This is a genomic window from Providencia sp. wls1916 (genome assembly GCF_009706585.1).
Lineage (GTDB): Bacteria > Pseudomonadota > Gammaproteobacteria > Enterobacterales > Enterobacteriaceae > Providencia > Providencia lanzhouensis.
Genome location: NZ_WLUL01000006.1, coordinates 140,344 through 163,847, shown reverse-complemented (window position 1 = coordinate 163,847; position 23,504 = coordinate 140,344). Strand labels below are relative to the sequence as shown.

The following is a 23,504-nucleotide window of genomic DNA, read 5'->3' as shown; positions in this document are numbered from 1 at the left end:
CCAAATAAATTTGCTAGGTAAATAAATTATAATGAACCAATATGATAGCGAACATTTAGCCCAGAGTAGGTAAAGTTATGCAAAAAACGGTATTAGTGACAGGGGCGTCAAGTGGCATAGGGTTGTGCGCTGCGCAGACTTTAAAACAGCGTGGTTATCATGTGATAGCCACCTGTCGAAAACAGGCTGATATTGAACGATTACAATCACTTGGCTTCGAAACCGTGACGTTAGATTTAGATGACCCGGTAAGTGTTGAGACCGCTGCTCAGCAGGTTCTGACGCTCTGTAATGGAAAACTTTTCGGATTATTCAATAACGCCGGATTCGGGGTATATGGCCCATTGAACACCGTGAGCCGCCAGCAATTGGAATCCCAATTCTCCAGTAATTTTTTCGGAGTTCACCAATTGACCTTCCTGCTGCTTCCCGCCATGCTGCCACACCATGAAGGTCGTATTGTGCAAACTAGCTCCGTGATGGGCATTATCTCAACGCCAGGTCGTGGAGCCTATGCCGCCAGTAAATACGCGTTGGAAGCTTGGTCAGATGCATTGCGTTTGGAATTACAAGGCTCTGGTATTCACGTCAGCTTAATTGAGCCCGGTCCCATCCACAGTGCCTTTACCCAAAATGTGGCGCAAACTCAGCAAGATAAGCCAGTTAAAAATCCGGGGATTGCCGCAAAATTTACGTTATATCCTGAAGATGTGGTCAAAAAATTGATTTTGGCATTAGAGAGTCCGCGTCCACATGTACGCTACTCTGTCACATTATTAACGGTTTTTGTGCGTATACTAAAACGTGTATTACCCGATAAGCTAATGGACAAAGTCCTCGCGGGTCAGGGCAAGAAAGATTGAAAAAACAGAACTAAGCCCCCATTTCATTGACATGATTAATAACGAATTTTAAAGAGACTGTTTATGTTAGCTAACGCACAAATTATTGATATTAACGAGACCAACCTACACCAGACCATCGAACAATCCATGAACATGCCTGTCATGTTCTACTTTTGGTCACCACGCAGCCCTCAAAGCTTAGAATTCACCAGCATGTTAGAGCGTATTGCTCAAGACTACGCAGGGCTATTTATCCTCGCAAAAGTTAACTGCGATGAAGAACAAATGATCGCCAGCCAGTTTGGCTTAAAAGGCGTTCCAACGGTTTATGTGCTGCAAAATGGTCGCCCAGTTGATGGCTTCGAAGGTCCACAGCCTGAAGAAGCTGTGCTGCAAATACTCTCTCGCGTATTACCAAGCCCAGAAGAGTTAAAAGCTGCGCAAGCCGCTGAATTAGTGGCGGAAGGCAAACTTCAAGAGGCTCTGCCATTACTGAAAGAAGCCAACCAACTTGCGCCTAAAAACAGCGATATCACGTTCTTATTAGCTGAAGTGCAAATTGGTCTACATTTAATTGATGATGCAGAAGCCTTGTTAGCTACCGTGCCAATGCAAGATAAAGACAGCCGTTATCAAGGATTAGTAGCTCAAATCGAATTAACCAAGCAAGCTGCGGATACCCCAGAAATTCAGCAGCTGATAAAAGAATTCAATCAAGATCAAGAAAATACTACGTTAGCCGTTCAACTGGCGTTAAAGCTTCACGAAGTCAATCGCAATGAAGAAGCGTTAGACATGCTGCTCACCTTCTTACGCAAAGACTTAAACGCAGGGGATGGCGCAATCAAAAAAACCATGATGGATATCATGTCAGCAATGGGAACAGGTGATGCACTTGCGAGCAAGTTCCGTCGCCAAGTTTATTCATTACTTTACTAGTTAAGGATTACCTATGGATTTGTTCGCGTCTGGTGCACTACCAGTTGTTATTCTTGTCATTATTGCTGTTGTTATCGTTACCACCTGCGTAAAAACGGTACCGCAAGGCTTCCAGTGGACAGTTGAGCGCTTTGGGCGTTATACCCGCACTTTACAGCCGGGTTTACACCTTTTAGTGCCATTTATGGATAAAATTGGTCGCCGTATCAATATGATGGAGCAAGTCCTTGATATTCCATCCCAAGAAGTTATCTCCCGTGATAATGCCAACGTGACCATTGATGCAGTCTGCTTTATTCAAGTAATTGACCCTGTGCGTGCGGCGTATGAAGTCAGCAATTTAGAATTATCCGTTCTGAACCTGATCATGACTAACATCCGTACGGTTCTTGGGGCGATGGAGCTGGATGAAATGCTCTCCCAGCGTGATTCTATCAATGGTCGCTTACTGCACGTAGTGGATGAAGCCACCAACCCGTGGGGCGTAAAAATCACCCGTATTGAAATTCGTGATGTCAAACCGCCAAAAGAACTGGTCAGTGCGATGAACGCCCAGATGAAAGCAGAACGAACCAAACGTGCCGATATTCTGGAAGCGGAAGGTATTCGTCAAGCGGCTATCTTAAAAGCGGAAGGTGAAAAGCAGTCGCAAATTTTGAAAGCGGAAGGTGAACGTCAATCTGCCTTCTTACAAGCAGAAGCGCGTGAGCGAGCGGCTGAAGCAGAAGCCAAAGCGACTCAAATGGTTTCTGAGGCGATCGCCGCCGGTGATATGCAGGCTATCAACTACTTTGTGGCACAAAAATACACTGACGCCCTTACTAGCATTGGCTCGGCAGAAAATAGCAAAGTGATCATGATGCCATTAGAAGCCAGCAACTTAATGGGCGCGATTGGTGGGATCACTGAACTCATTGGCGAAAGCAAAAAAATGGGTGCAAGCAAAAAGCAGGCTAAAGAATGATAGAATTTATCAGCACTCAACCCGTCTGGTTTTGGCTATGTCTTGGGGGATTACTGCTGATTGCTGAACTTCTTGGTACAGGTGGCTACCTACTTTGGTCCGGCATTGCCGCCGTCACCGTTGGGGTGCTCACCTTTGCATTGCCATTCCTCAGTTGGGAATGGCAAGGTATCTTATTTGCGGTATTTACCGTCGTTTCTGCGATTTTATGGCGAAAATGGCTCAGCCACCGCAAAGCCAGCCGTGCCGATGATGTCAACCAAATCAGCCACCAGCTGGTTGGTGTTAGGGCACGCTTGCTAACTGATACCGAAGAGGGGTTTAGCCGCGTGCGCCTCGCCGATGGCAGTTGGCGCATATACAGCGACGTCCCATTAAAAGCGGAAGCTGAAGTGGAAGTAACCGCCGTAGACGGAAACACCCTAAAAGTTAAGCCTTACCATGGTGACAACAGCCACGCGCCAGATGATCAATAATCGGGCAGTCTGCCCCTTCATCACCGGGGCAGACATCCACTAATTCTTGTAACGTATCCCGAATAGTCGACAGCTTTAAAATCGTCTGCTGAATTTCATCAATTTTCGCTATCGTCGCACTTTTCACATCCGCACTGTGGCGGCTTGGATTACGAAACAATCCCAGCAACTCCCCGCACTCGTCCAGCGTAAACCCCACATCTTTAGCTTGTTTTAAAAGCATCAGCTCATCGAGATGTCTGGCTTGATAATAGCGATAACTATTATCCCCGCGTTCCGGTGGTGTGATCAGCCCTTTATCTTCATAAAAGCGAATTGCTTTGGCAGTCAGACCGGTTTTTTTGGCAATTTCACTAATATTCATAATTCCCCTTGACCTTCCCCTTGTGGGAAGGTTTAACCTTAATTACATAGCGGATTATAGACTGATTTTGTGTACAAATTATAGCCCCTCGTTATGAGAAGGCCCGGAGAATCAAAAATGAAAATAATTCTATCCTTACAAGGTTTGAGCTGCATGCATTGCGTCGGCTCCGTGACAAAAGCACTGCAAGCACGCCCTGATGTTGAATCAGTCAACGTCACGATTGATTACGCGGTGATTGAAAGCAGCGCTAGCGTCGAATCCCTCATTCAAACCATTGTCGATGCAGGCTATGAAGCCACTGAAGCAACTGCGCCAAATGTAGAGTTACAACTCTCTGGCTTAAACTGTATGAAATGCGCAGGGAAAACTCAGCAAGCATTAGAAGCTGTTGAAGGCGTTGCTGCCGCGGTAGTAGATACTCAACAGGCTAAAGTTTATGGCACTGCCTCTACAACCGATTTAATCGCCGCGGTAGAAGGCGCAGGATTCCACGCAGAACTTGCCCAAGAAGGTGCTAGCTCCCCAAAAACTGAGCCGCTGAAAACATCAATTGAACAGCCGGAAACGGGTTCAGCGGCAGTTTGTGATATTCCGGCACAAGAGTCTGACCTTGGCGAACAGCCTGACATTGCCGTGACCGATGACAGCATTCAATTATTACTCGATGGCATGACCTGCGCCAGCTGCGTCAGTAAAGTGCAAAAGGCACTTAATAGCGTACCTGGCGTGGAAAATGCACGAGTGAACTTAGCGGAACGCAGTGCGTTAGTCACTGGAACCGCGAAGCCCGATGACCTCGTCGAAGCGGTCGTAAAAGCAGGTTATGGCGCTGAAATCATCCAAGATGAAGCTAAGCGTCGTGAACGCCAGCAAGAAGTGGCTCAAGCGAATATGCGCCGCTTCCGTTGGCAATCTGCGCTAGCCCTTGCTTTAGGTGTGCCCGTGATGATTTGGGGGATGATCGGCGACAACATGATGTTAAGCGCTGATAACCACAACATTTGGCTCACTATCGGGCTATTAACGCTGCTGGTGATGATTTTTGCCGGTGGGCATTTTTATCGCAGTGCATGGCAAAGCTTAAAAAATGGCAGTGCCACCATGGATACCTTGGTTGCCTTAGGTACTGGGGCAGCTTGGCTCTATTCGATTGTCGTCAATATTTGGCCTGAGATGTTCCCAGAACAAGCTCGCCATCTTTATTACGAAGCCAGCGCCATGATCATCGGTCTGATCAACTTAGGTCATGCCCTTGAGCAGCGCGCACGCCAGCGTTCCTCCAAAGCCTTAGAGCGATTATTGGATTTAACGCCGCCAACGGCCCGCGTTGTCACCGAGCAAGGGGAAGTTGATATGCCCCTTGCTCAAGTGAAACAAGGCATGGTTTTACGCTTAACCACAGGGGATCGTGTCCCTGTCGATGGTGAAATCATTGAAGGTGAAGTGTGGCTGGATGAAGCGATGCTAACGGGTGAGCCTATCCCGCAGCAAAAAAGCCGTGGCGATGCAGTACACGCAGGAACCGTTGTGCAAGACGGTACCGTGTTATTCCGCGCCGCCGCAGTGGGTAGCCAAACCACGTTAGCGCGTATTATTTACTTAGTACGCCAAGCGCAAAGCAGTAAACCGCAAATCGGGCAATTGGCTGACCGAATTTCGGCGGTGTTTGTCCCGGTGGTAGTGGCTATTGCAGTGATTTCAGGGGCTATTTGGTATTTCGTGGGTCCCGCTCCACAAATTACCTACGCGCTGGTTATCACGACCACGGTACTGATTATTGCCTGTCCGTGTGCTTTAGGTCTTGCAACGCCGATGTCGATTATATCCGGTGTCGGTCGCGCCGCAGAGTTTGGGGTATTGGTGCGTGATGCCGATGCCTTACAGCAAGCGAGCGAGCTCGATACCATCGTCTTTGACAAAACCGGTACCTTAACTGAGGGCATGCCACAAGTTACTGATATTCACCTGTTCAACGGTTTTAATGAGTCACAAGCTCTGCAATTTGCGGCGTCCCTCGAAAGTGGTTCTAACCACCCGCTGGCTCGTGCAATTGTTAGCCGTGCAAAAGGGCTGGATATTGTTGCCAATCAGCAATTTAGAACTTTGGCTGGATTAGGAGTCACCGCGGTTGTTGAAGGTAAAACAGTTTTACTTGGCAATCAAAAACTGCTGACTGAAAACCAAATTGATACCCGTGAAATCGATGAAACGCTCCATCAGCAAGCGTCTCTTGGGGTCACACCAGTGCTATTGGCAGTTGATGGTCAGATTGCAGCACTGCTGTCTATTCGCGACCCATTACGTGAAGACAGTGTCAGCGCCCTCGCCCGTCTGCATAAACAAGGCTTCCGCTTAGTAATGTTAACCGGGGATAACCCAGTCACAGCCAAAGCGATCGCCAAAGAGGCTGGCATTGACGAAGTGATTGCGGGAGTGATGCCAGACGGAAAATCTGCGGCGATTGAAGCTTTGCAAGCCAAAGGTCATAAAGTAGCAATGGTGGGTGATGGTATCAACGATGCTCCTGCTCTCGCTCGTGCTGATGTCGGGATTGCCATGGGGGGCGGCAGTGATATTGCGATTGAAACTGCGTCAATTACCTTAATGCGCCAAAGCCTACACGGCGTTGCCGATGCAGTGTCTATCTCCAAAGGGACTCTGCGTAATATGAAACAGAACTTGTTTGGAGCCTTCGTGTATAACTCGCTAGGTATTCCGATTGCCGCTGGTATTTTATACCCAATTACTGGCACGTTATTGAACCCTGTAGTGGCAGGAGCCGCCATGGCGCTCTCTTCCATTACCGTGGTCAGCAACGCCAACCGTTTATTACGTTTCAAACCTGAAAAATAGCCTTATCAAGCCACCTTTACACCTTAAGGGTGGCTTTTCCAACATTTTGACTCAACGCAATAAATCGCCCGAATACCTCAGTGCCTTCATCATTCCTGTTCTATAATTAAGTGATTCTAATTATTTTCACTGTTTGAGGGTTCCATGTTAAATATTAATCGCGAAAAGCTCACCAACTTAGCCAATGGTGACGTGAAAAAGCAACGTAATATTTTGGCGGTTCTCGCCGTGTTATTACTGCTAGGTGGTATCGCCTGTTTAGCTAATCCAGTTGCCTCTGGTATTGCCGTCAGTGCTATTGTGGGCGTGCTATTAATCTTAAGTGGCGTCGGTGCCATTGTGAGCATCCTGAGCACCACTATCTATACGGGCTGGTCTCGCCTCTTTGGGTTTGTCATCGGGATTATTTACTGCATCGTCGGTTATGCATTTATCAAAGAGCCTTTACAGGGCTTAATCGCCATGGCAATGGTGATTGCGGCGCTGTTTATTATTGGCGGGGTAATGCGCCTATATGCCGGTATCCAACAAATTAAATCTGCAGGTGGTTGGATGCAGATTATCATCGGGGTTCTGGACTTCTTTATTGCTTACTTATTAATTGGCAATGGTCCTATTACCTCGATTGCGCTGTTAACCGCATTAATCGGTATCGAATTAATTTTCAGTGCGTTTGGTTTATTCTCTCTATTAAGCCTATTAAAGCGCAAAGACTAATTTGCATAATGACTCACACAATATAATAAATAGCGCCTGATGATGAGGCGCTATTTTTTATCTGCAATTCGTCTGCTTAGTGATAGGCAATATTTTAGTCATAGACCGTATCGTGCGGTGTGATTCGCAAATTCCTACAAGATTGTTTACTCTGTTTATCTCAGTCGTTAAATCAGGATAAATATCAGATGGGAAAACTACTCGAAAACTTAAAAAGTTGGCTGCACCGGGGAGTGGCTCCGAATTATCCTTATCCAGCTGTTGATGTTCGCTTACCTAATAATATAAAGCTGCACATTGTCGGCAGTATTCATATGGGAACCGAAAATATGTTTCCCTTATCCGCAACCTTGCTCGATAAAATCAACCACGCAGATGGGCTGATTGTTGAGGCGGATATCACGCAAGCAAACTCACCTTTCCCTACGTCTACAGCCTTGATAGCACCGATTTCCCAGAGATTAACGGACGCTGAGTTTGCCCTGTTTTTACAATACTGCCAAGAGATACGTCAATCCCCCACTCAGTTTGACCATCTTCCCTCTTGGCAAGTCGCCCTGACGATGCAAGCCACACAAGCGCAGTTATTGGGTTTACGAGGTCACTATGGAATTGACTACCAACTGATCCATAACGCACTAGCCCAAAATAAGCCCATTATTGAGCTAGAAGGTGTAGACTCCCAAGTGCAATTACTGCTCGATTTACCCGATGATGGCTTGCCATTATTGCAAGATACCCTAATTCATTGGCGCGCCAATGCCCGCTCCTTGCAAACCATGATTAGCTGGTGGCTGGATTTTCAACCGGAAAATTGCGTTACATTACCGAATACCTTCAGCGAAGGGGTTTATAATGTGCTGATGACTCAACGCAATCAGGAATGGGCGAGAAAACTGAAAACCTTGCCTGCGGGTAATTATGTGGTCGCCGTAGGCGCACTGCACTTGTTTGGTGAACAGAGCTTAATTGATTATTTACGAAACGATAATTGATCAAATCCAGTCATTGAAAAAGAAAAGGAATAATTATGACTCCGGCAGTAAAATTACTGGAAAAACAAAAAATTAAATTCACGCTACACCCTTATGATCACGATCCCAATGAGAGTAATTTTGGTGATGAAGCCGTCCAAAAATTAGGCTTAGATGCCAAGCAAGTCTTCAAAACCTTATTAGTCGCGCTTAATGGCGATCAAAAAACCTTAGCGGTGGCTGTCACTCCAGTTTCTGGGCAGCTCGATCTCAAATCTGTTGCTAAGGTATTTAAAGTCAAAAAAGTCGAAATGGCCGATCCGCAAATTGCCCAAAAAACCACGGGGTATTTGCTAGGAGGGATCAGCCCATTAGGTCAGAAAAAACGCCTTCCGACCGTGATTGACAGCCAAGCTCAAGAATTTACGACTATGTTTATTTCCGGTGGCAAGCGCGGTTTGGATTTAGAACTCGCCCCAAGCGATCTGGCAAGTGTACTAAATGCCAGCTTTGCGGATATTAAAAAAGAATCGTAAAAAACAAAAAGCCCCAATTAAGGGGCTTTTTCACACTCATTACCGATTATTTATTTTTATAAACAATCTCGCCTTTTGGCTCGTAATCAGCGGCTTTTAATGGAGAATGTTTCTCAATATAGCCTTTGAGCACTTCCGCATCCACAAAACCGGTGTTGACGTAGTTTGGATGATTATCGATAGCTGGATAACCATCACCGCCAATCGCGTTAAAGTTTAATGTCGCCATACGGTAAGTTTTGTTCTTATCGACGGGTTTGCCATCAATCTTCACATCGCTGATTGTGCCGTCGGCATTCAGAGTCAGGCTCACATTATAGAACTGACCGTAAGCACCTGAGTCAGGTTTCATGTTAGCGACCGCTTGCAGATACGGCAGAACCTCTTCGCCTTTAAAGTCCACATAGACTAATTCGTTAGCAAATGGCTGAACTTTCAAGACATCTTTATAGGTAATATCGCCGCTTTCGATGGAATCACGCACGCCGCCGCCGCTCATGATGGCAAAATCAGCCCCTGCACGCTCTTTTTGAGCCGCCAGTAGTAAATGCCCCATATTGGTTTGCTCAAAGCGCACTTTATTACGGTCACCCACCAGCTTGCCTTCCACTGAACCGACTTTCACGCCTAATTGCTGGTCGCCTTTATCTTGATAAGGGGTTAGCAATTTTGTCATTTCAGGGTTATGCGCAATTTCCTGTGTGTAGTAGACGTAATCCGATGAACCGTCGTCTTTCTTCACTTTTTTCTTCAGGTTAATTGGGATCAGCTGATAGTGTTTTAAGGTGAATTTACCGTTTTTGAATTCAAAGTCGGCACGACCTACATATTTACCCCACTCATGGGCTTGAACAATCCAGGTGCCATTTTGGTTGTCTGGCGCACATGGGGTTCCTGGCACATAGTCTTCTTGTTTGTAGTTTTTGTTCTCTTGAGACATACAAACAGGGTCTTGTGAGTGACCACCCACTATCATATCTAAATAGCCCGCAGGTAAGCTGCGCGCCATTTCCACATCCCCCGGTGCGTTAGAACCGTGGTTGCCATCATCGTAGTGTCCCATATGGGTTGCCGCGATAATAATGTCTGGTTTCTCAGTCGCGCGTAGCTCTTCCACCACTTTTTTGGCTTCAGCAGCAGGGACGCGGAATTCAACATCAGGGAAGTTCGCAGGGTTACCGATTTTCGCGGTATCGTCAGTTGTTAAGCCTAAAACAGCAATTTTTACACCTTGCTTATCAAAGACTTGATAAGGTTTAAAGAGACGTTTACCTGTGCTGGTTTGATAAATGTTGGCAGATAAGAATGGGAACGTTGCCCACTTTTCTTGCTGCTTGAGGACTTCTAGCGGATTATCAAATTCGTGGTTACCGAGCGCCATCGCATCGTAGCCCACCAAATTCATCCCTTTAAAATCAGGCTCAGCATCTTGCAAATCAGACTCTGGTACACCAGTATTAATATCCCCACCAGAGAGTAATAAAACACTGCCGCCTTGCTTCGCCACTTCGTCACGAATTTCATCAACCACGGTTTTTTGTGCCGCTAATCCATACTCACCTTTTTCATTGTGCCAAAAATGACCATGATGATCGTTAGTATGCAAAATAGTGATGTTGTAGGTTTTATCTTTTTCCCACGCATTTGCCATCGCTGCGGGTAACAGCGCTAACGAGACAGTTAATGCGCATGCGGATGCCTTAAATGTCAGTTTCATACATTCTCCCTGCTGGTATAGAAATCTCTACCGATTACGTAGTTTTTTATGCGTAATAAGCTTATGAGTTAATAAGCCATGTGTTAATAGACTCAGTCTTATAGCATAAAAATGACGGCAAGATCTGAGCGGCTATGCACAAACAGAACGCTGTTACAAAGAAATGAGATCTGGATCGACTAATATTTTCCATCAATTTACCCATGCCACTCATATTGCCATTTAAATAATTTCTATATTAGTTATATTGGTTACAATTACGCAACAAACTAAAGTGATGATCATGAGTGAGCAAACAGCAGCGAATGGCGGCGCCAAACCCGCCAATAAAACGGGAAAAACCGTTTTCAGTATCCTGACGGCAATCAGTGTCTCTCATTTACTCAATGACATGATTCAGTCGCTAATATTAGCGATTTATCCCTTATTACAATCTGATTTTTCCCTTAGCTTCGCTCAAATTGGGATGATCACCCTCACTTACCAAGTCACGGCATCACTTTTACAGCCGATTATTGGTTATTACACGGATAAACACCCTCAACCCTATTCCTTACCGATAGGCATGAGCTTTACCTTGTCGGGTCTATTGCTATTAGCCATGGCAGAAACCTTCCCAACCATCTTAATCGCTGCCGCGTTAGTGGGGACTGGCTCTTCTGTCTTCCATCCTGAATCATCAAGAGTCGCACGGATGGCATCTGGTGGACGCCATGGTTTAGCCCAATCCTTTTTCCAAGTGGGCGGCAACCTCGGAGCATCATTAGGTCCTCTACTTGCCGCACTGATCATTGAACCTTATGGTAAAGGCAACATCGGTTGGTTCTCGTTCGCGGCACTACTCGCCATTATTATTCTTTTGCAAGTTAGCAGTTGGTATAAACAGCAGCATCGCGCTGCAAAGAAAAAGCCCGTCATTCACGGAGAAGTTAAAGTGCTGCCTCGCAAAGTCGTGGTTGGCTCACTCAGCGTTTTGTTAGTTTTAATTTTCTCAAAATATTTCTATTTAGCGAGCATTAGCAGTTACTACACTTTCTATTTAATCGATAAGTTTGGTGTTTCGGTACAAAACGCCCAAATTCACTTGTTTGTATTTTTATTCGCCGTTGCGGCGGGAACCATGATTGGTGGTCCTATTGGCGATAAAATTGGGCGTAAGTATGTTATCTGGTTTTCTATCCTTGGCGTTGCCCCATTTACGTTGATTTTACCTCACGCGTCACTCTTCTGGACGGGTGTCCTGACGGTGATTATCGGGATGATTTTAGCCTCAGCATTCTCGGCTATTTTGGTATACGCACAAGAATTGATCCCAGGTAAAACAGGGATGGTTTCAGGGCTATTCTTTGGTTTAGCCTTTGGTATGGGGGGCGTTGGTGCTGCTGTCTTGGGTCATATTGCAGACCAAACCAGCATTGAGCAAGTTTATCAATATTGTGCCTTTCTACCATTATTGGGTATTTTTACTGTATTGTTACCAAATATAAACAACAAATAGGCTTATTACCTTATTTTATCCATACTTATGTTTTTATAAGTATGGATAACCCTTCCTTTATTTCACAAAAGACTTCCATAAAAACGACTAAAATAAAAAGCTTGTAACGATTTAGCCCTATCAGCTCGATTTTTTTTTAGAAACTAGGCAATTTTTTAAAGAAATTTGTTTTCAAAACCGCTAAAATAGATAAACACGCAATTTGTATTTCAAAATGGTGATTAACGTCATCAACATTTTGAAAGCCAAAGGCATGTACCCACCTTTTTATTCATAAACAAACCAGAGGAGACTTAATGGAGCATTCAACGCCCTTAATTACAACCATTGTTGGTGGTCTCGCCCTTGCATATATATTAGGCATGCTCGCGCAGCGCTTAAAAATTTCGCCACTTGTCGGTTATCTTGCCGCGGGTGTATTAGCGGGTCCTTTTACCCCCGGTTTTGTTGCAGACACCACCCTAGCCCCTGAACTCGCTGAAATCGGGGTTATTCTTTTGATGTTTGGTGTTGGTCTACATTTCTCATTGAAAGATTTATTAGCCGTAAAAGCAATTGCCATCCCCGGCGCCATCGCTCAAATAGCCGTCGCGACTTTATTAGGTCTTGGCTTATCGATGTTATTCGGTTGGGGCGTATTTACGGGAATTGTCTTTGGTCTCTGTCTGTCAACAGCAAGTACCGTTGTATTACTACGTGCACTTGAAGAGCGGCAACTCATTGAAAGTCAACGCGGGCAAATCGCTATTGGCTGGTTAATCGTTGAAGATTTAGCCATGGTTCTCGCCTTAGTACTGTTACCTGCTGCCGCAGGGATCATGGATAGTAATGAAGCCAGTTTTGGCGAATTAGCCATGAGCCTTGGATGGACAATAGGTAAAGTCGTTGCCTTTATCGTCATTATGATTGTCATCGGGCGAAAAGTTATCCCATGGATTTTATCTCGCACAGCATCAACAGGTTCTCGTGAACTGTTTACGCTTGCGGTTTTAGCGCTTGCATTAGGTATCGCCTATGCTGCTGTCGCGATTTTTGACGCTTCCTTCGCATTAGGCGCATTCTTCGCAGGCATGGTGCTGAATGAATCAGAGCTGAGCCATCGTGCGGCTCAGGACACTTTACCGCTACGCGATGCGTTTGCAGTACTGTTCTTCGTGTCTGTCGGGATGTTATTCGACCCAGTGGTTCTCATTGAGCAACCGTTAGGGATCATCGCTGTTCTCGGTATCATTATTATTGGTAAATCTGCCGCCGCGCTGGTGCTCGTACGCATGTTTGGGCACTCACGCCGTACAGCATTAACCATTTCTGTCAGCTTGGCTCAAATTGGTGAGTTTGCCTTTATTTTGGCGGGAATGGGTCTGGCACTCGGGGTAATGGATAAAGACGCTCAAAACTTGGTATTAGCCGGTGCGATTGTCTCTATCATGCTAAACCCAGTGTTATTCAGCCTGTTGGATAAATATCTGGAAAAAACCGAGACCATCGAAGAGCAGCTTCTGGAAGAAACACTGGAAGAAGAGACTCAGATCCCAGTGGATATTTGTGGTCATGCAGTGATAGTTGGTTACGGTCGCGTTGGTGGTATGCTGGCTGATAAACTGCGTCGTCGTGAAATCCCACTGGTTGTGGTTGAAGATACCCGTGCACGCTTTGAAGAGCTGGCTGAAAATGGTTTCAGTGCCATCTTAGGTAATGGTGCCAGTAAAGATATCCTAAGCCTTGCCCGTATTGAATGTGCAAAATCCCTGTTACTAACCATTCCAAACGGTTATGAAGCAGGTGAAATTGTGGCTACCGCCAAAGAGCTGAATCCGAATATCACCGTGGTCGTACGCGCCCACTATGATGATGAAGTCAGCTTTATTAGAGAACGCGGTGCAGACCACATTATTATTGGTGAACATGAGATTGCAAAATCGATCACCACGTTAATGTGCAATGATGTGGCTGAATTTGGTTGTGCTATCCCAGATGATAAGGATAAAGATAATCACAACCCAGATGGAAAAAATTTGGATGAGTATCTAAAACCGAGCCACTAAGTTCAGTGTCAATTAAGTTCATTTTTAATTGAAAACAAAAAAGCCGTAACTGATTAACGTTACGGCTTTTTTTATTATGAATTCAACATTTGTTCAGCAAATTCACTGTCAGTCCACACAGGTAAACCTTTATCTTTGAAGAATTGAATTTCTGCGGCAACACCACCACTTTTTTCCCATCCCGCCAGCGTCAGAACAATCAAACCATCGCAACGCTTTAAAAATTCCATATCAATCGCTGACCATGCCACTTTTTGCCCTTGCGAAGCTAAGTACTGATTGATCGGGTGAGTCATGGTAATTTGGCTATAGGTTGCAATTCCTTTAAGCGCTAATTCCGCTGCATATTGGGTACAAGCTTGAAAACGCATTTCCACAACATTGCTATCAGGATCAGAATATGGGCACGCAATAAAATAAAGTTTCATTTTAATTCCTAGTGTCGTATTTAACGAATTTTGAGCAAAGTAATCCTATGAAAAATAAATGAATTATTTTCCATAGGGTATAAATTAAATGGGTAATGCTTTGATTTTTATGGCTTACAGAATATCTGCAATAATAATTTTGGTTTTCGGGCGTTTTTTATTTTCAGCTAATTTAAAGTCTTTAGTGGTAGTAATGAGATAATCAATATTATCCCACCCAGCCACAAAGTTAATCGCATGCTTATGGGCTTTTGTTCCATCAGCTAACACCATCAGCTTATCACTGTTTTCCTGCATTTTTTGTGCAATGGCAGCCTCATCAACGTGTTGATCCATCACACCATGCTGAGGATGAAAAGCGCCAGCGCCGATAACCGCATAATCTGCGAAAAATTCCGTAATATTCTTTAATGCGATTGCGCCTAAGCAGGCATTTTGTGCCGCATTAAATTGCCCACCAATCAAAATCGTTTCGATGGTAGGGTTTTCCTGCAATGTGCTAGCTAATAACGGTGAGTTTGTTATCACCGTTATATTATCAATCGACTTAATGCGTTGGCTAAACTCGAAGGTCGTCGTGCCAAAATCAATAAACAGTGTGTCTCCAGGCTTAATTAACTCCGCCGCTTTTGCTGCTATCGCTTTCTTTTCATCAACAGCCGCTTGCGCTCGTTCTGTAAAATTACGCTCAAATTTGGACTGAATATTGACAGCCCCACCGTGAACTTTCTTTAATAATTTTTGAGTTTCAAGCTTGCTCAGATCACGGCGGATAGTTTCTTGCGCCACATTAAAATGCGTTGCAAGCTCCTGTACATACACCTGACCTTGAGTCGATAACATCTCAATGATGGTTTGGTGTCGTACTTTTGAGGAGCGTCCCTCACACATAGTTTAATCCTTCTGACCATTTAACATTTCCAGCACTATACAACAGTGACAGTAATTTCAGTAGCACTCGCTTGGATTTTTGTTAAATCGATATTTTTCAGCAAAATACGACGAGTTGGTAAGCAGCGACGACGCTTTTCATACAGCACGGTATTACCTGCCATCACACGGATTGTTCCCGTTATCGCCGTGTTGACTTGAATGTTGAAATCCACATTTTTCGCAGTATTTTCGGACATATTGATACATGCAGGTACTGTAAAACGAATTGGCTCAGCAAATCGAATCGGCAATCTATTCCCTTGCTGTACATCCGTTTGATGGTGATTGGCTAATAAATCATCTGCAATATATCCGCCGGTGATCTCACCTTCTTGGTAGCACTGATCCCCCATATCCGCAGGGTGCAGCATGTTACCCGCCGCGTAATAGCAGCCATCAGAACAGCGGCTACGTTGGTCAGTGACGGGTTTGCCTGTACTAGCCTCAAAACTCAAGTGGCTTTTACGAATTAACGTATTTTCACCCACAAAACCCCCGGTAAAAATCACAGAGTCGCACTCAATTTTGCGTATTTGCCCTGCGGTTTCCACCATCACATATTCGACTCTTTCTAAGCCGCCAATTTCCGTGATTTTGCTATTCACATACACCGGGGTTCCCATGGCTGTAGCAAACAATGAAGCTGGTTTGAATGCCAGAATTCGTTCGCCACTTTCAATCATGGCTTTCGCTTTTACGCCCGCATTTTTTAATGTCCATAATGCAGAGAAACTGACTAACTCACTGCCAACGATCACTGGGTTCAAACACGGTTTTTGCCCTTTTAAATAGACAAATTGTTGTAGCGCACCCGCAGTTAAAATACCTTGAGGACGCAAGCCAGAAACTAAGCGTGGGTGACGTGGTGTTTCGCGAACGCCTGTTGCAATCAAAATGCGTTTACCGCGCATCTCAACCACGCCATCAGGAGTTGTGACTGTTAAAGTGCCATTAGGTTGTAATTGCGTCACAGTACAACGCGTTAGTATTGGTGTATCCCCTAAATTATTAACAATTTTTTCCGCAAACTGGTTGCCTTTCATTGGGCGTTTAAACACTAACAAACCGAAAGTGGGATGTTGGCAATGACGAGGAACACCACCTGCATGGGCTTCACGCTCTAAAATCGCAATATTATGAATACCACGGCGACGTAATGTTTGTGCTGCCGCGATACCCGCCGGCCCTGAGCCAATAATGATCACATCGTAATTTAAGCTCATTTCACTGCCTCCACCGCTAAGGTATTGTCAAAGCGACCGTTAATAATTTCAGCGACCTGACTACTACAATAAAAACCGTTACAACGCCCCATCATGACGCGAGTTCGGCGACGAAGTGCGCCTAAACATTCTGGTGGAATGTCAGAATCAAACGCGGCTTCAATTTCTCGTTGAGTCACTAATTCACAATGGCACACAATGCCGCCATTATTTTTACATTGGTAATCACGTTCATCATATTCAGAGAGCATCGGCATCTTAGGCCAAATTAATTCAGTTGGCGGTGATAGCTCAAATAATGCGTCAAAATTCTCTTGGTAAAGTTTCCCTAAGTGATTGGCGACCCCCAACGCTGCCGTTAAGCCCGTTGAGCGAATTCCCCCAGCACATATCCACTGCTTTTCGGGGTAATCATTAATTCGATAATATTTTTCTTCCGTGGCTGGGCGTAATCCAGCATAGGTGGCCGTCACACTGTAATTATGCAGTGATGGCAACATGCGAGAACCTTGGTCGATTAAATCTTGCAAGACTTCTTGCTTCACTTCCGCTTTCCAGCGGTCTTGTTGTTCTTCCGCTGTCGGGCCTAACAATAAGTTACCGAAAATGGTTTTCGATAGCAGAACACCTTTCGTAATCGCGGTGGGTACTGGCAAAATGATCGCATTGATATCTGCCGCTGCTGCTTTGTCGTATACCAAAAATTGACCTTTACGCGGTTTAATCTCAAATGGTGATGGGTGGCAGATAGATTCCACGATATCCCCATTAATCCCGGCACAGTTAATCACTAATCGGGCAGAAAATTCACCTTTTGATGTGGATAATGTCCAAATTCCCGCATTTAGCTCACCCTCAGTCACTTCACAATGAAATTGGTACTCTGCACCGTGTTTTACGGCTTGAGTTAAATACGCCAGTGGCGTGCTCCATGGATCAATCACCGATTCACCCGGAACTTCAACCGCTGCCAGCGCACCCTCCGCTAAATGAGGTTCTCGACGATAAAGCTCTTCTTTATCTATTATTCCCACATCCATGACGTTGTTAGTGTGTGCTTGCTCTACAATACCCGGCAGCTTATTGAGCTGCTCTTCGTTCCAAGCCACGACTAACGCGCCTGTTTTGAGTAACGGTAAATTCATTTTTTCTCTAATATCAATGAATTCCTGATACCCATCTTGCATGCATTCCAATTCTAATGTCCCTGGTGTGGCATCAAAACCGGTATGTAACAACGCGCTATTTGCTTTACTTGCTCCTGATAAAATATCGCCACCACGCTCTAACAGCAGTGTTTTAGCGCCCATCAATGTGAATTTTCGGGTTACTGCACAGCCAATGACACCCCCACCGATGACAATGACATCCCACATTTTTTTATTATTAGCATTCATGGCTGAAATCCTTAATATAAAACTTGGACACATAAAACCACACAATTCCCACAATCTCAATATATAAAACAACACAAATCACAATAACACTCCAAAAACTTCTCACATTGTTATCTTATTGTGACAGTTCTCACATTCACAGAAGTTATTGTGAGTTTTTTGTGGATTTTATTTCCGATTAAACGATAGTAAGCAAAAAAACAAACCTATTTACAACATTTATAACACTGGGAAATTCAGCGATGCTCAATCAACGTTATGCCGCTATCGATCAGGGAACAACGGGAACCCGGGTCGTCGTCTTTGAAGAAGGCGGCCATTACCATTCCCCGATGAGTATTCCACACAAGCAAATCACCTTAAACAGTGGTTGGGTTGAGCACGATCCTGAAGAGATCCTAACGAACATCATCAAGTGTCTGAATAGTTGTGAAGTCGTTGATGCTATTGGTATTTGTCATCAAGGCGAAAGTATTGTTGCGTGGGATGCTCAGACCAAGCGCCCCCTTTATAACGCGATTGTTTGGCAAGATCTGCGTACTGAAAAAACCATCCAGCAACTTAAAGATGCGGGGCTTGAGCCGCTTGTCCAATCAAAATCGGGACTGCCCTTAGATCCTTATTTCTCAGCCAGTAAAATGGGATGGATTCTGGAGAATGTGGTGGGTGCCAAATCCCTTGCGGATAAAAACCGCCTACGCATAGGCACTATGGATGCATTTTTCCTTGACCGTTTATGCGATGTTTTTGTGACGGATTATAACTCCGCATCACGTACCTCTTTACTCAACATTCATACCCTCGAGTGGGATCCACAGCTGTGTGAGATTTTTGGGGTGCCGATCCACTGCTTGCCGCCGCTGCGCGACAATATCGGTGACTTTGGCGCCGTCAATCTCGACGGACATCTCACGCCAGTCACCGCCATTATTGTCGACCAATTTGCGGGAACATTTGGTCATGGTTGCCGCCAAAAAGGGGATGCCAAAATTACCTTTGGTACTGGCGCTTTCTTGCAAGCCTTGACGGGGAGCGATATCCCACAAACTCATCAAAGCGGGTTGTTACCCACACTTTGCTGGAAATTCCCGGGTGAGGCCCCTGTTTTCGGCTTAGATGGTGGCGTGTATAACGCTGCCTCAGCAATCAACTGGGCACGTAAAATCGGCCTATTTGAGGATTTTGATGAACTTTCAGATTTTCGTGATGAACCCGCGATTAAACGTGGTTTAGCGTTTGTACCTGCACTCTCAGGTTTAGGCTGTCCTTATTGGGATCGCAGCGCTGCCGGCTTATGGGCGGGACTCTCATTAGATACCGATAAGAAAGATATGATGCAGTCGGTCTTAGAAGGAATAGCCGCCCGCTCCGCCGAAGTTATTTTCGCAATGGAGAAAATCTCTCCATTAGGTCAGTCCATTTCAGTCGATGGAGGGTTATCGTCAAATCAGTACTTTAAGCAGTTTTTAGCCAATTTATTACAAAAAAATATTGAAGCACCAGCAAATCGTGAAGTCACAGCACTCGGGGCTGCCTTGCTTGCTCGTAAAGGTTTGGGAATAAGCCATGAAATGGCGATACGACGCAACACCAGTGTCACGCGCCCAGACGGCACCAACATGCAAGGCGTAATGGAACAGTATCGCGACATTATTGCCCGTTCTCGCCAGCTAAGAAATTAATTCTTCCAACAATAAAAAAGAAAGGAAACCCTACTATGGCCGAATTCGGAAACTATATTATCTACTTAATCATGTGCGGCGCCGTGATTGGCGCTGTTGCATCGATTGTCAGACCTGCCAGCGACCTCGGAAAAGAGTTTGTAAACGGTATTTTTTCTATTGGTCCCGTGTTTCTCGCTCAAGCAGGGATCATGGCTGCCGTTCCGCTACTTTCACAATTGATATCTTACATCTTAGGACCAGTATTTAGCTCTGTTGGCTCTGATGTTTCTATCGCAGCACTATCCATTATCGCGGTAGATATGGGCGGATATCAGTTAGCAGACGCCTTAACGACGAATCGCGATATGTGGATCACTGCGATGTTGATCGGTTATACATCTGGGGCAACCATTGTGTATCTGATCCCCGTTGGTTTAACGATGTTAAATCGTAAAGATCACAAATATTTAGCCTTAGGGGCAATGGCAGGATTGATCTCAATCCCATTCGGGGTATTGGCTTCATTGCTGTTGATCACACTGAATAATATCCCTGTTCGCGATATTATTTCGACGAACTCCCCAGCGACTCATCAACTCACTCTTGATTTCTTGACGATGCTGCAATATTTAATGCCGCTATTCGTTTTCTGTTTCTTGCTGGCTGCGGGATTAAAATATCGTCCAATGCTAATGGTTACGGGCTTTCTGATCTTCGGTAAAATCATGGATGCATTCGTGAAATTAGTATTAGCCTTCTCCATTGTGGAACATTTTACCGGCGTATTTAGTAAAGTCTTTGGGGCTTGGGGATTCGATCCACTATTTGCCGATCAAAATGAGTTATTCCGTGCGATCGAGATTGCAGGTTATATCGGGATCATGCTCGCAGGTACATTCCCTATCTGTTACCTGTTCCAACGTTACTGCAAGCCACTAGTCAGCGCACTCAGCCGCCGATTAAAACTGAGCGATACAGGTTCTCTGGGTTTCATCATGGTGATGGCAAATATCATTGCAACTTACCACTTATTCAAAGAAATGCGTGCAAGGGATAAAGTGTTGTGCGTAGCCTTTGGGGTCTGTGCTCAAGCGACGATTGGCGACCACTTAGCCTTTACCGCAAACTTCCAACCCACATTGGTGCTACCAATTCTGTTAGGTAAATTAGTGGGCGGTTTCTTAGCGGTATTTATTGCGATTAAAATCTCTGTTCCACAAGCGATGTGCTATGAACAAGAAGATGAGAAAGCGGTTGAGGCGGTTAAAGCTGAGCACCCTGCGGGGATCGCCAAAGAAGCGTAATAGTTAGCGTCATGATAAAAACAAAAACACCTCATTCGAGGTGTTTTTTTATTTCAGCATTACTTATTCCAAGTTAGCGATCCCAATAGGACTCTTCTAAGCTATCTTCTTTTTCTGGTAGCCCGCGAGTTAAGCGCGGTGAATGCTGAGAAAGCACTTGATAACTTACACGGTTCGCATACTTACACACCTGTGCCAGTGAGGAATAAGTGAGATATTGACGCTCGTGCTTACTGGAATTAGGCACATTTGAACGGTGATATGAATTCGCCGTAATATCATGCAGTAACGCAGATAATGCACCATCACCCGCACCATTGGTATTCATGATTTTTTCGGGACCGCCCATATACGGCTCAATATGGGAGAAGATACGACGAGGTTGTTTACAATCTTGCATGCGCATCGCGCGGCTAAATTCATACAGGTTAAATTCAGCAATTGCTCCCGGCAGTAATGGGTGCTGAGTTTTACGTTTATATTCTTCTTCCGTAAAGCCTGCCATATACAGCCCTGAAGGTCCTGCTGTACACAGAACAAGGTCAACCCAATCCAGCGCCATATTAGATGCCAATAGGGGATCGCTAAAGCCAGTTAATTCCAAGGCTTCATCTTCGTTCATGGCGACTACTGATACATGATCTTTAAGGAAATCACGCCAGAATTGCGGATCTTGAGCGATAACAAACTTGGTTCCCAATGTCAGTACCACGGGAACATTATGTTTTTTCGCATAATGGATAGCTTGCATCGTCGCATCCGGCATCGTTTCCCCCGGCTTACAACGCACTAAATAAGCCGTTAATACCAACGCTGATGCGCCTGCAATAATCTCTTCAGGTATGCTATCAGGGTGCAAGCGGTTCATATGTCCAGGGCTAATTGCAAACGTACGTTCACCGTTATCAGTGACGAGCGTAAAACAGCGCCCAATAGGACCATCGACCCCTTGTAGGTAGTTTAGATCCATTCGGCTTGAAGTATGGCAGAGGTAGCGATAAGCATAACTACCAATCTGAATATTGTTGCACATCGTGCCCAATAAGACGGAGCGGTCATCGGCTAAGACAGAGTAATTGTGAAGCGTATTTCCTATCGTACCGCCTGCAAATTCATGGGTGATCAGTTTCTTATCGGTGAGCTCTTTGTAGAGCGCTTCAGCCGCATCATCTTCGATGACTAAAGAGTGACCTTTACTTAATTGATAACGTTCAATAAATTCATCATCAATTTTGGCTTCGATATCGACGAGTGTTTGGTCGATACCCACAATATACGATTTGCAGTTTTCATCATCAGAGAGCATCTCTTTCATCGGTTGTAAAAGAGGATCTCTGAGGGAGACGGGAAAGTAATGTTTAGATTTGCGTTGACCGGGGAATTTCATATTGGGAACATTAAAAAAGGAACATTTCCGTATTCTAACACGATAAAACAAAACCAGCACCCTTCGATAAAAAGGTGCCGGTTAGGTATTTATAATGCTTTAGAGTGATTACTTACGGCGAGTATTTTGCTGATTATAGTTACGGTACAGGTCACGACCTAGTACAAACGCACAGCTCATAATAAAGCCAAGAATAGCGCCTAATGCCACGATAAGCATCGATTTAGGGGAATCTTTAGTAATCGGTAAATCTGGAGTCAGAATAAATCTGATAGGCTCAAAATCTAATTCTTTAGTTGTGAGTGAGTTTAAGTTTTCAATATAGACTTTTGCATTTTGCAGTTTTTCACTGATCAGCGCTAAGTCGCGGTTCTTTAACTCAATCCCCAATTTTTCTTCTAACGCTTCTGAACCTAATGCAATTGGATAATCAGGGTCATCATTAATGGCCACTGAATCTCTTGCGATAGGACGCGTAATTCCAGCGGCTTTCGCGATAGTAATAGCGCGTTTTAAACGCTCAATTTTAACGTCATAAGAAATCTGGATTTTGTTGGTATCTTGTTTTAATGCTTCAACGCTATAAATCAGTTGGCGTGAAATTGCATTATCCACTTCTGTTTTCATTCTTTTACGGACAATACTCGCTGTATAACGAATATACCCATCCATTAAATCTTGCGCTTCAACCGCTGTTGGCGCGGTAAATGACAGAACAATGTCGCTATCATCACTGTCTTTTTCTTTACCGTTGTATTTAAGTTTAATCGAATCCGCAATAATGCGATTCACTAAGCGTTGAACCTCGAGCGGATCATTTTTATTCTCAAGCTTATCAAGCAGTGTTTTAAAATAATCGGTGCTTTTAACGAAGGCTTCTTGGTTAACTTTAGAGCGGTATTGAACAATAAATTCGTTGTAAATACGCTGAGAACTTAAGTCGACTTCCATGCCTAATGCATTTAAGTGCGCTGAAAATTCATTAGCTTCTTTTACCTCTTCAGACGTTGGCGGGATAATAATCGCTTCACTCGTCCATTTCTGAGGTAACATTTTGACAACCCCAATACTCAGTGCGGTAACAATGACTGTTGCAATAATAATCAATAATTTATTCTTGAACAGAACCGCTATCAACGCCATGAGATCTATTTCATCATTGTGCTGCAATTTATATTGCGGATCTTGCTCTAGCTGTTTTTTTAATTCTGGAGATAAATTGGTTTTTTCAGTCATG

At 44.6% G+C, this 23,504-nt stretch carries 20 protein-coding genes; 12 read left to right on the top strand and 8 right to left on the bottom strand.

The features are described from left to right. Positions 1–77: 77 nt before the first annotated feature. The 4 genes from GKR61_RS02815 to GKR61_RS02800 all read left to right on the top strand — a co-directional run bounded on the left by GKR61_RS02815 (position 78) and on the right by GKR61_RS02800 (position 3,224). The gene (locus tag GKR61_RS02815; protein WP_036952151.1) at positions 78–863 is read left to right on the top strand and encodes an SDR family oxidoreductase; all 786 of its coding nucleotides are present in this window, start codon (positions 78–80) and stop codon (positions 861–863) included. A 63-nt stretch (positions 864–926) separates the two neighbouring features. Beyond that, positions 927–1,784: a co-chaperone YbbN gene (locus tag GKR61_RS02810; protein ID WP_036952152.1), complete on the top strand. Its 858-nt coding sequence runs from the start codon at positions 927–929 to the stop codon at positions 1,782–1,784. 13 nt (positions 1,785–1,797) lie between these two features. Next, the gene (locus GKR61_RS02805) at positions 1,798–2,748 is read left to right on the top strand and encodes an SPFH domain-containing protein (RefSeq protein ID WP_036952154.1); all 951 of its coding nucleotides are present in this window, start codon (positions 1,798–1,800) and stop codon (positions 2,746–2,748) included. Next, positions 2,745–3,224, top strand: coding sequence for an NfeD family protein (locus tag GKR61_RS02800; RefSeq protein ID WP_108478322.1), 480 nt, complete (start codon positions 2,745–2,747; stop codon positions 3,222–3,224). Before GKR61_RS02805 ends, GKR61_RS02800 begins: the two co-directional genes overlap by 4 nt. On the opposite strand, the gene cueR is transcribed toward GKR61_RS02800, so the two are convergent. Next, positions 3,178–3,588 carry a Cu(I)-responsive transcriptional regulator gene (gene cueR, locus GKR61_RS02795; protein ID WP_154639532.1) on the bottom strand — a complete coding sequence of 137 codons (411 nt, stop codon included), beginning with the start codon at positions 3,586–3,588 and terminating at the stop codon, positions 3,178–3,180. The two genes, GKR61_RS02800 and cueR, sit on opposite strands and share 47 nt — an antisense overlap. Positions 3,589–3,705: 117 nt before the next feature. Here cueR and copA point away from each other — a divergent pair, with 117 nt between their 5' ends. The 4 genes from copA (at position 3,706) to ybaK (ending at position 8,671) form a co-directional block, all read left to right on the top strand. Next, a complete protein-coding gene (copA, locus tag GKR61_RS02790) occupies positions 3,706–6,444 on the top strand; it encodes a copper-exporting P-type ATPase CopA (RefSeq protein ID WP_154600094.1) in 2,739 nt (912 codons plus the stop codon). Between the two features lie 144 nt (positions 6,445–6,588). Next, positions 6,589–7,161: an HdeD family acid-resistance protein gene (locus tag GKR61_RS02785; RefSeq protein ID WP_036952163.1), complete on the top strand. Its 573-nt coding sequence runs from the start codon at positions 6,589–6,591 to the stop codon at positions 7,159–7,161. A 188-nt stretch (positions 7,162–7,349) separates the two neighbouring features. Continuing rightward, positions 7,350–8,156 (top strand): TraB/GumN family protein, encoded by an 807-nt coding sequence (locus GKR61_RS02780; protein ID WP_036952165.1) that lies wholly within the window; start codon positions 7,350–7,352, stop codon positions 8,154–8,156. Between the two features lie 35 nt (positions 8,157–8,191). Beyond that, positions 8,192–8,671, top strand: coding sequence for a Cys-tRNA(Pro)/Cys-tRNA(Cys) deacylase YbaK (ybaK, locus tag GKR61_RS02775; protein ID WP_036952167.1), 480 nt, complete (start codon positions 8,192–8,194; stop codon positions 8,669–8,671). 46 nt (positions 8,672–8,717) lie between these two features. Here the strand turns inward: ybaK and ushA are convergent, their stop codons facing one another. Beyond that, positions 8,718–10,388 carry a bifunctional UDP-sugar hydrolase/5'-nucleotidase UshA gene (gene ushA, locus GKR61_RS02770; protein ID WP_036952517.1) on the bottom strand — a complete coding sequence of 557 codons (1,671 nt, stop codon included), beginning with the start codon at positions 10,386–10,388 and terminating at the stop codon, positions 8,718–8,720. A gap of 283 nt (positions 10,389–10,671) precedes the next feature. On the opposite strand from ushA, the gene GKR61_RS02765 reads away from it, so the two are divergent. Beyond that, the gene (locus tag GKR61_RS02765) at positions 10,672–11,886 is read left to right on the top strand and encodes an MFS transporter (protein WP_108478325.1); all 1,215 of its coding nucleotides are present in this window, start codon (positions 10,672–10,674) and stop codon (positions 11,884–11,886) included. A 296-nt stretch (positions 11,887–12,182) separates the two neighbouring features. Then, positions 12,183–13,931 (top strand): YbaL family putative K(+) efflux transporter, encoded by a 1,749-nt coding sequence (gene ybaL, locus GKR61_RS02760; protein ID WP_036952523.1) that lies wholly within the window; start codon positions 12,183–12,185, stop codon positions 13,929–13,931. A 74-nt stretch (positions 13,932–14,005) separates the two neighbouring features. Here ybaL and GKR61_RS02755 read toward each other — a convergent pair whose 3' ends face one another. The 4 genes from GKR61_RS02755 to GKR61_RS02740 form a co-directional block, all read right to left on the bottom strand. Continuing rightward, positions 14,006–14,359 (bottom strand): DUF1937 family protein, encoded by a 354-nt coding sequence (locus GKR61_RS02755; RefSeq protein ID WP_036952526.1) that lies wholly within the window; start codon positions 14,357–14,359, stop codon positions 14,006–14,008. 114 nt (positions 14,360–14,473) lie between these two features. Beyond that, positions 14,474–15,250, bottom strand: coding sequence for a DeoR/GlpR family DNA-binding transcription regulator (locus tag GKR61_RS02750; RefSeq protein ID WP_051422679.1), 777 nt, complete (start codon positions 15,248–15,250; stop codon positions 14,474–14,476). Positions 15,251–15,285: 35 nt separating this feature from the next. Beyond that, positions 15,286–16,515 (bottom strand): NAD(P)/FAD-dependent oxidoreductase, encoded by a 1,230-nt coding sequence (locus GKR61_RS02745; protein WP_154639531.1) that lies wholly within the window; start codon positions 16,513–16,515, stop codon positions 15,286–15,288. Continuing rightward, positions 16,512–17,912, bottom strand: coding sequence for an NAD(P)/FAD-dependent oxidoreductase (locus tag GKR61_RS02740; RefSeq protein ID WP_036952532.1), 1,401 nt, complete (start codon positions 17,910–17,912; stop codon positions 16,512–16,514). The genes GKR61_RS02745 and GKR61_RS02740 overlap by 4 nt, the downstream gene beginning before the upstream one ends. 242 nt (positions 17,913–18,154) lie before the next feature. On the opposite strand from GKR61_RS02740, the gene GKR61_RS02735 reads away from it, so the two are divergent. Then, entirely contained in the window at positions 18,155–19,594 is a 1,440-nt protein-coding gene (locus GKR61_RS02735; protein ID WP_036952535.1) for an FGGY family carbohydrate kinase, read from the top strand. A gap of 35 nt (positions 19,595–19,629) precedes the next feature. Further along, the gene (eutH, locus tag GKR61_RS02730; RefSeq protein WP_154600096.1) at positions 19,630–20,880 is read left to right on the top strand and encodes an ethanolamine utilization protein EutH; all 1,251 of its coding nucleotides are present in this window, start codon (positions 19,630–19,632) and stop codon (positions 20,878–20,880) included. Between the two features lie 73 nt (positions 20,881–20,953). On the opposite strand, the gene GKR61_RS02725 is transcribed toward eutH, so the two are convergent. After that, the gene (locus tag GKR61_RS02725) at positions 20,954–22,267 is read right to left on the bottom strand and encodes an inosine/guanosine kinase (RefSeq protein ID WP_036952541.1); all 1,314 of its coding nucleotides are present in this window, start codon (positions 22,265–22,267) and stop codon (positions 20,954–20,956) included. Positions 22,268–22,375: 108 nt separating this feature from the next. Beyond that, on the bottom strand, positions 22,376–23,503 hold the full coding sequence (gene wzz(fepE) / locus GKR61_RS02720) for an LPS O-antigen length regulator Wzz(fepE) (RefSeq protein WP_036952544.1): 1,128 nt from the start codon (positions 23,501–23,503) through the stop codon (positions 22,376–22,378). Position 23,504: the final 1 nt, after the last annotated feature.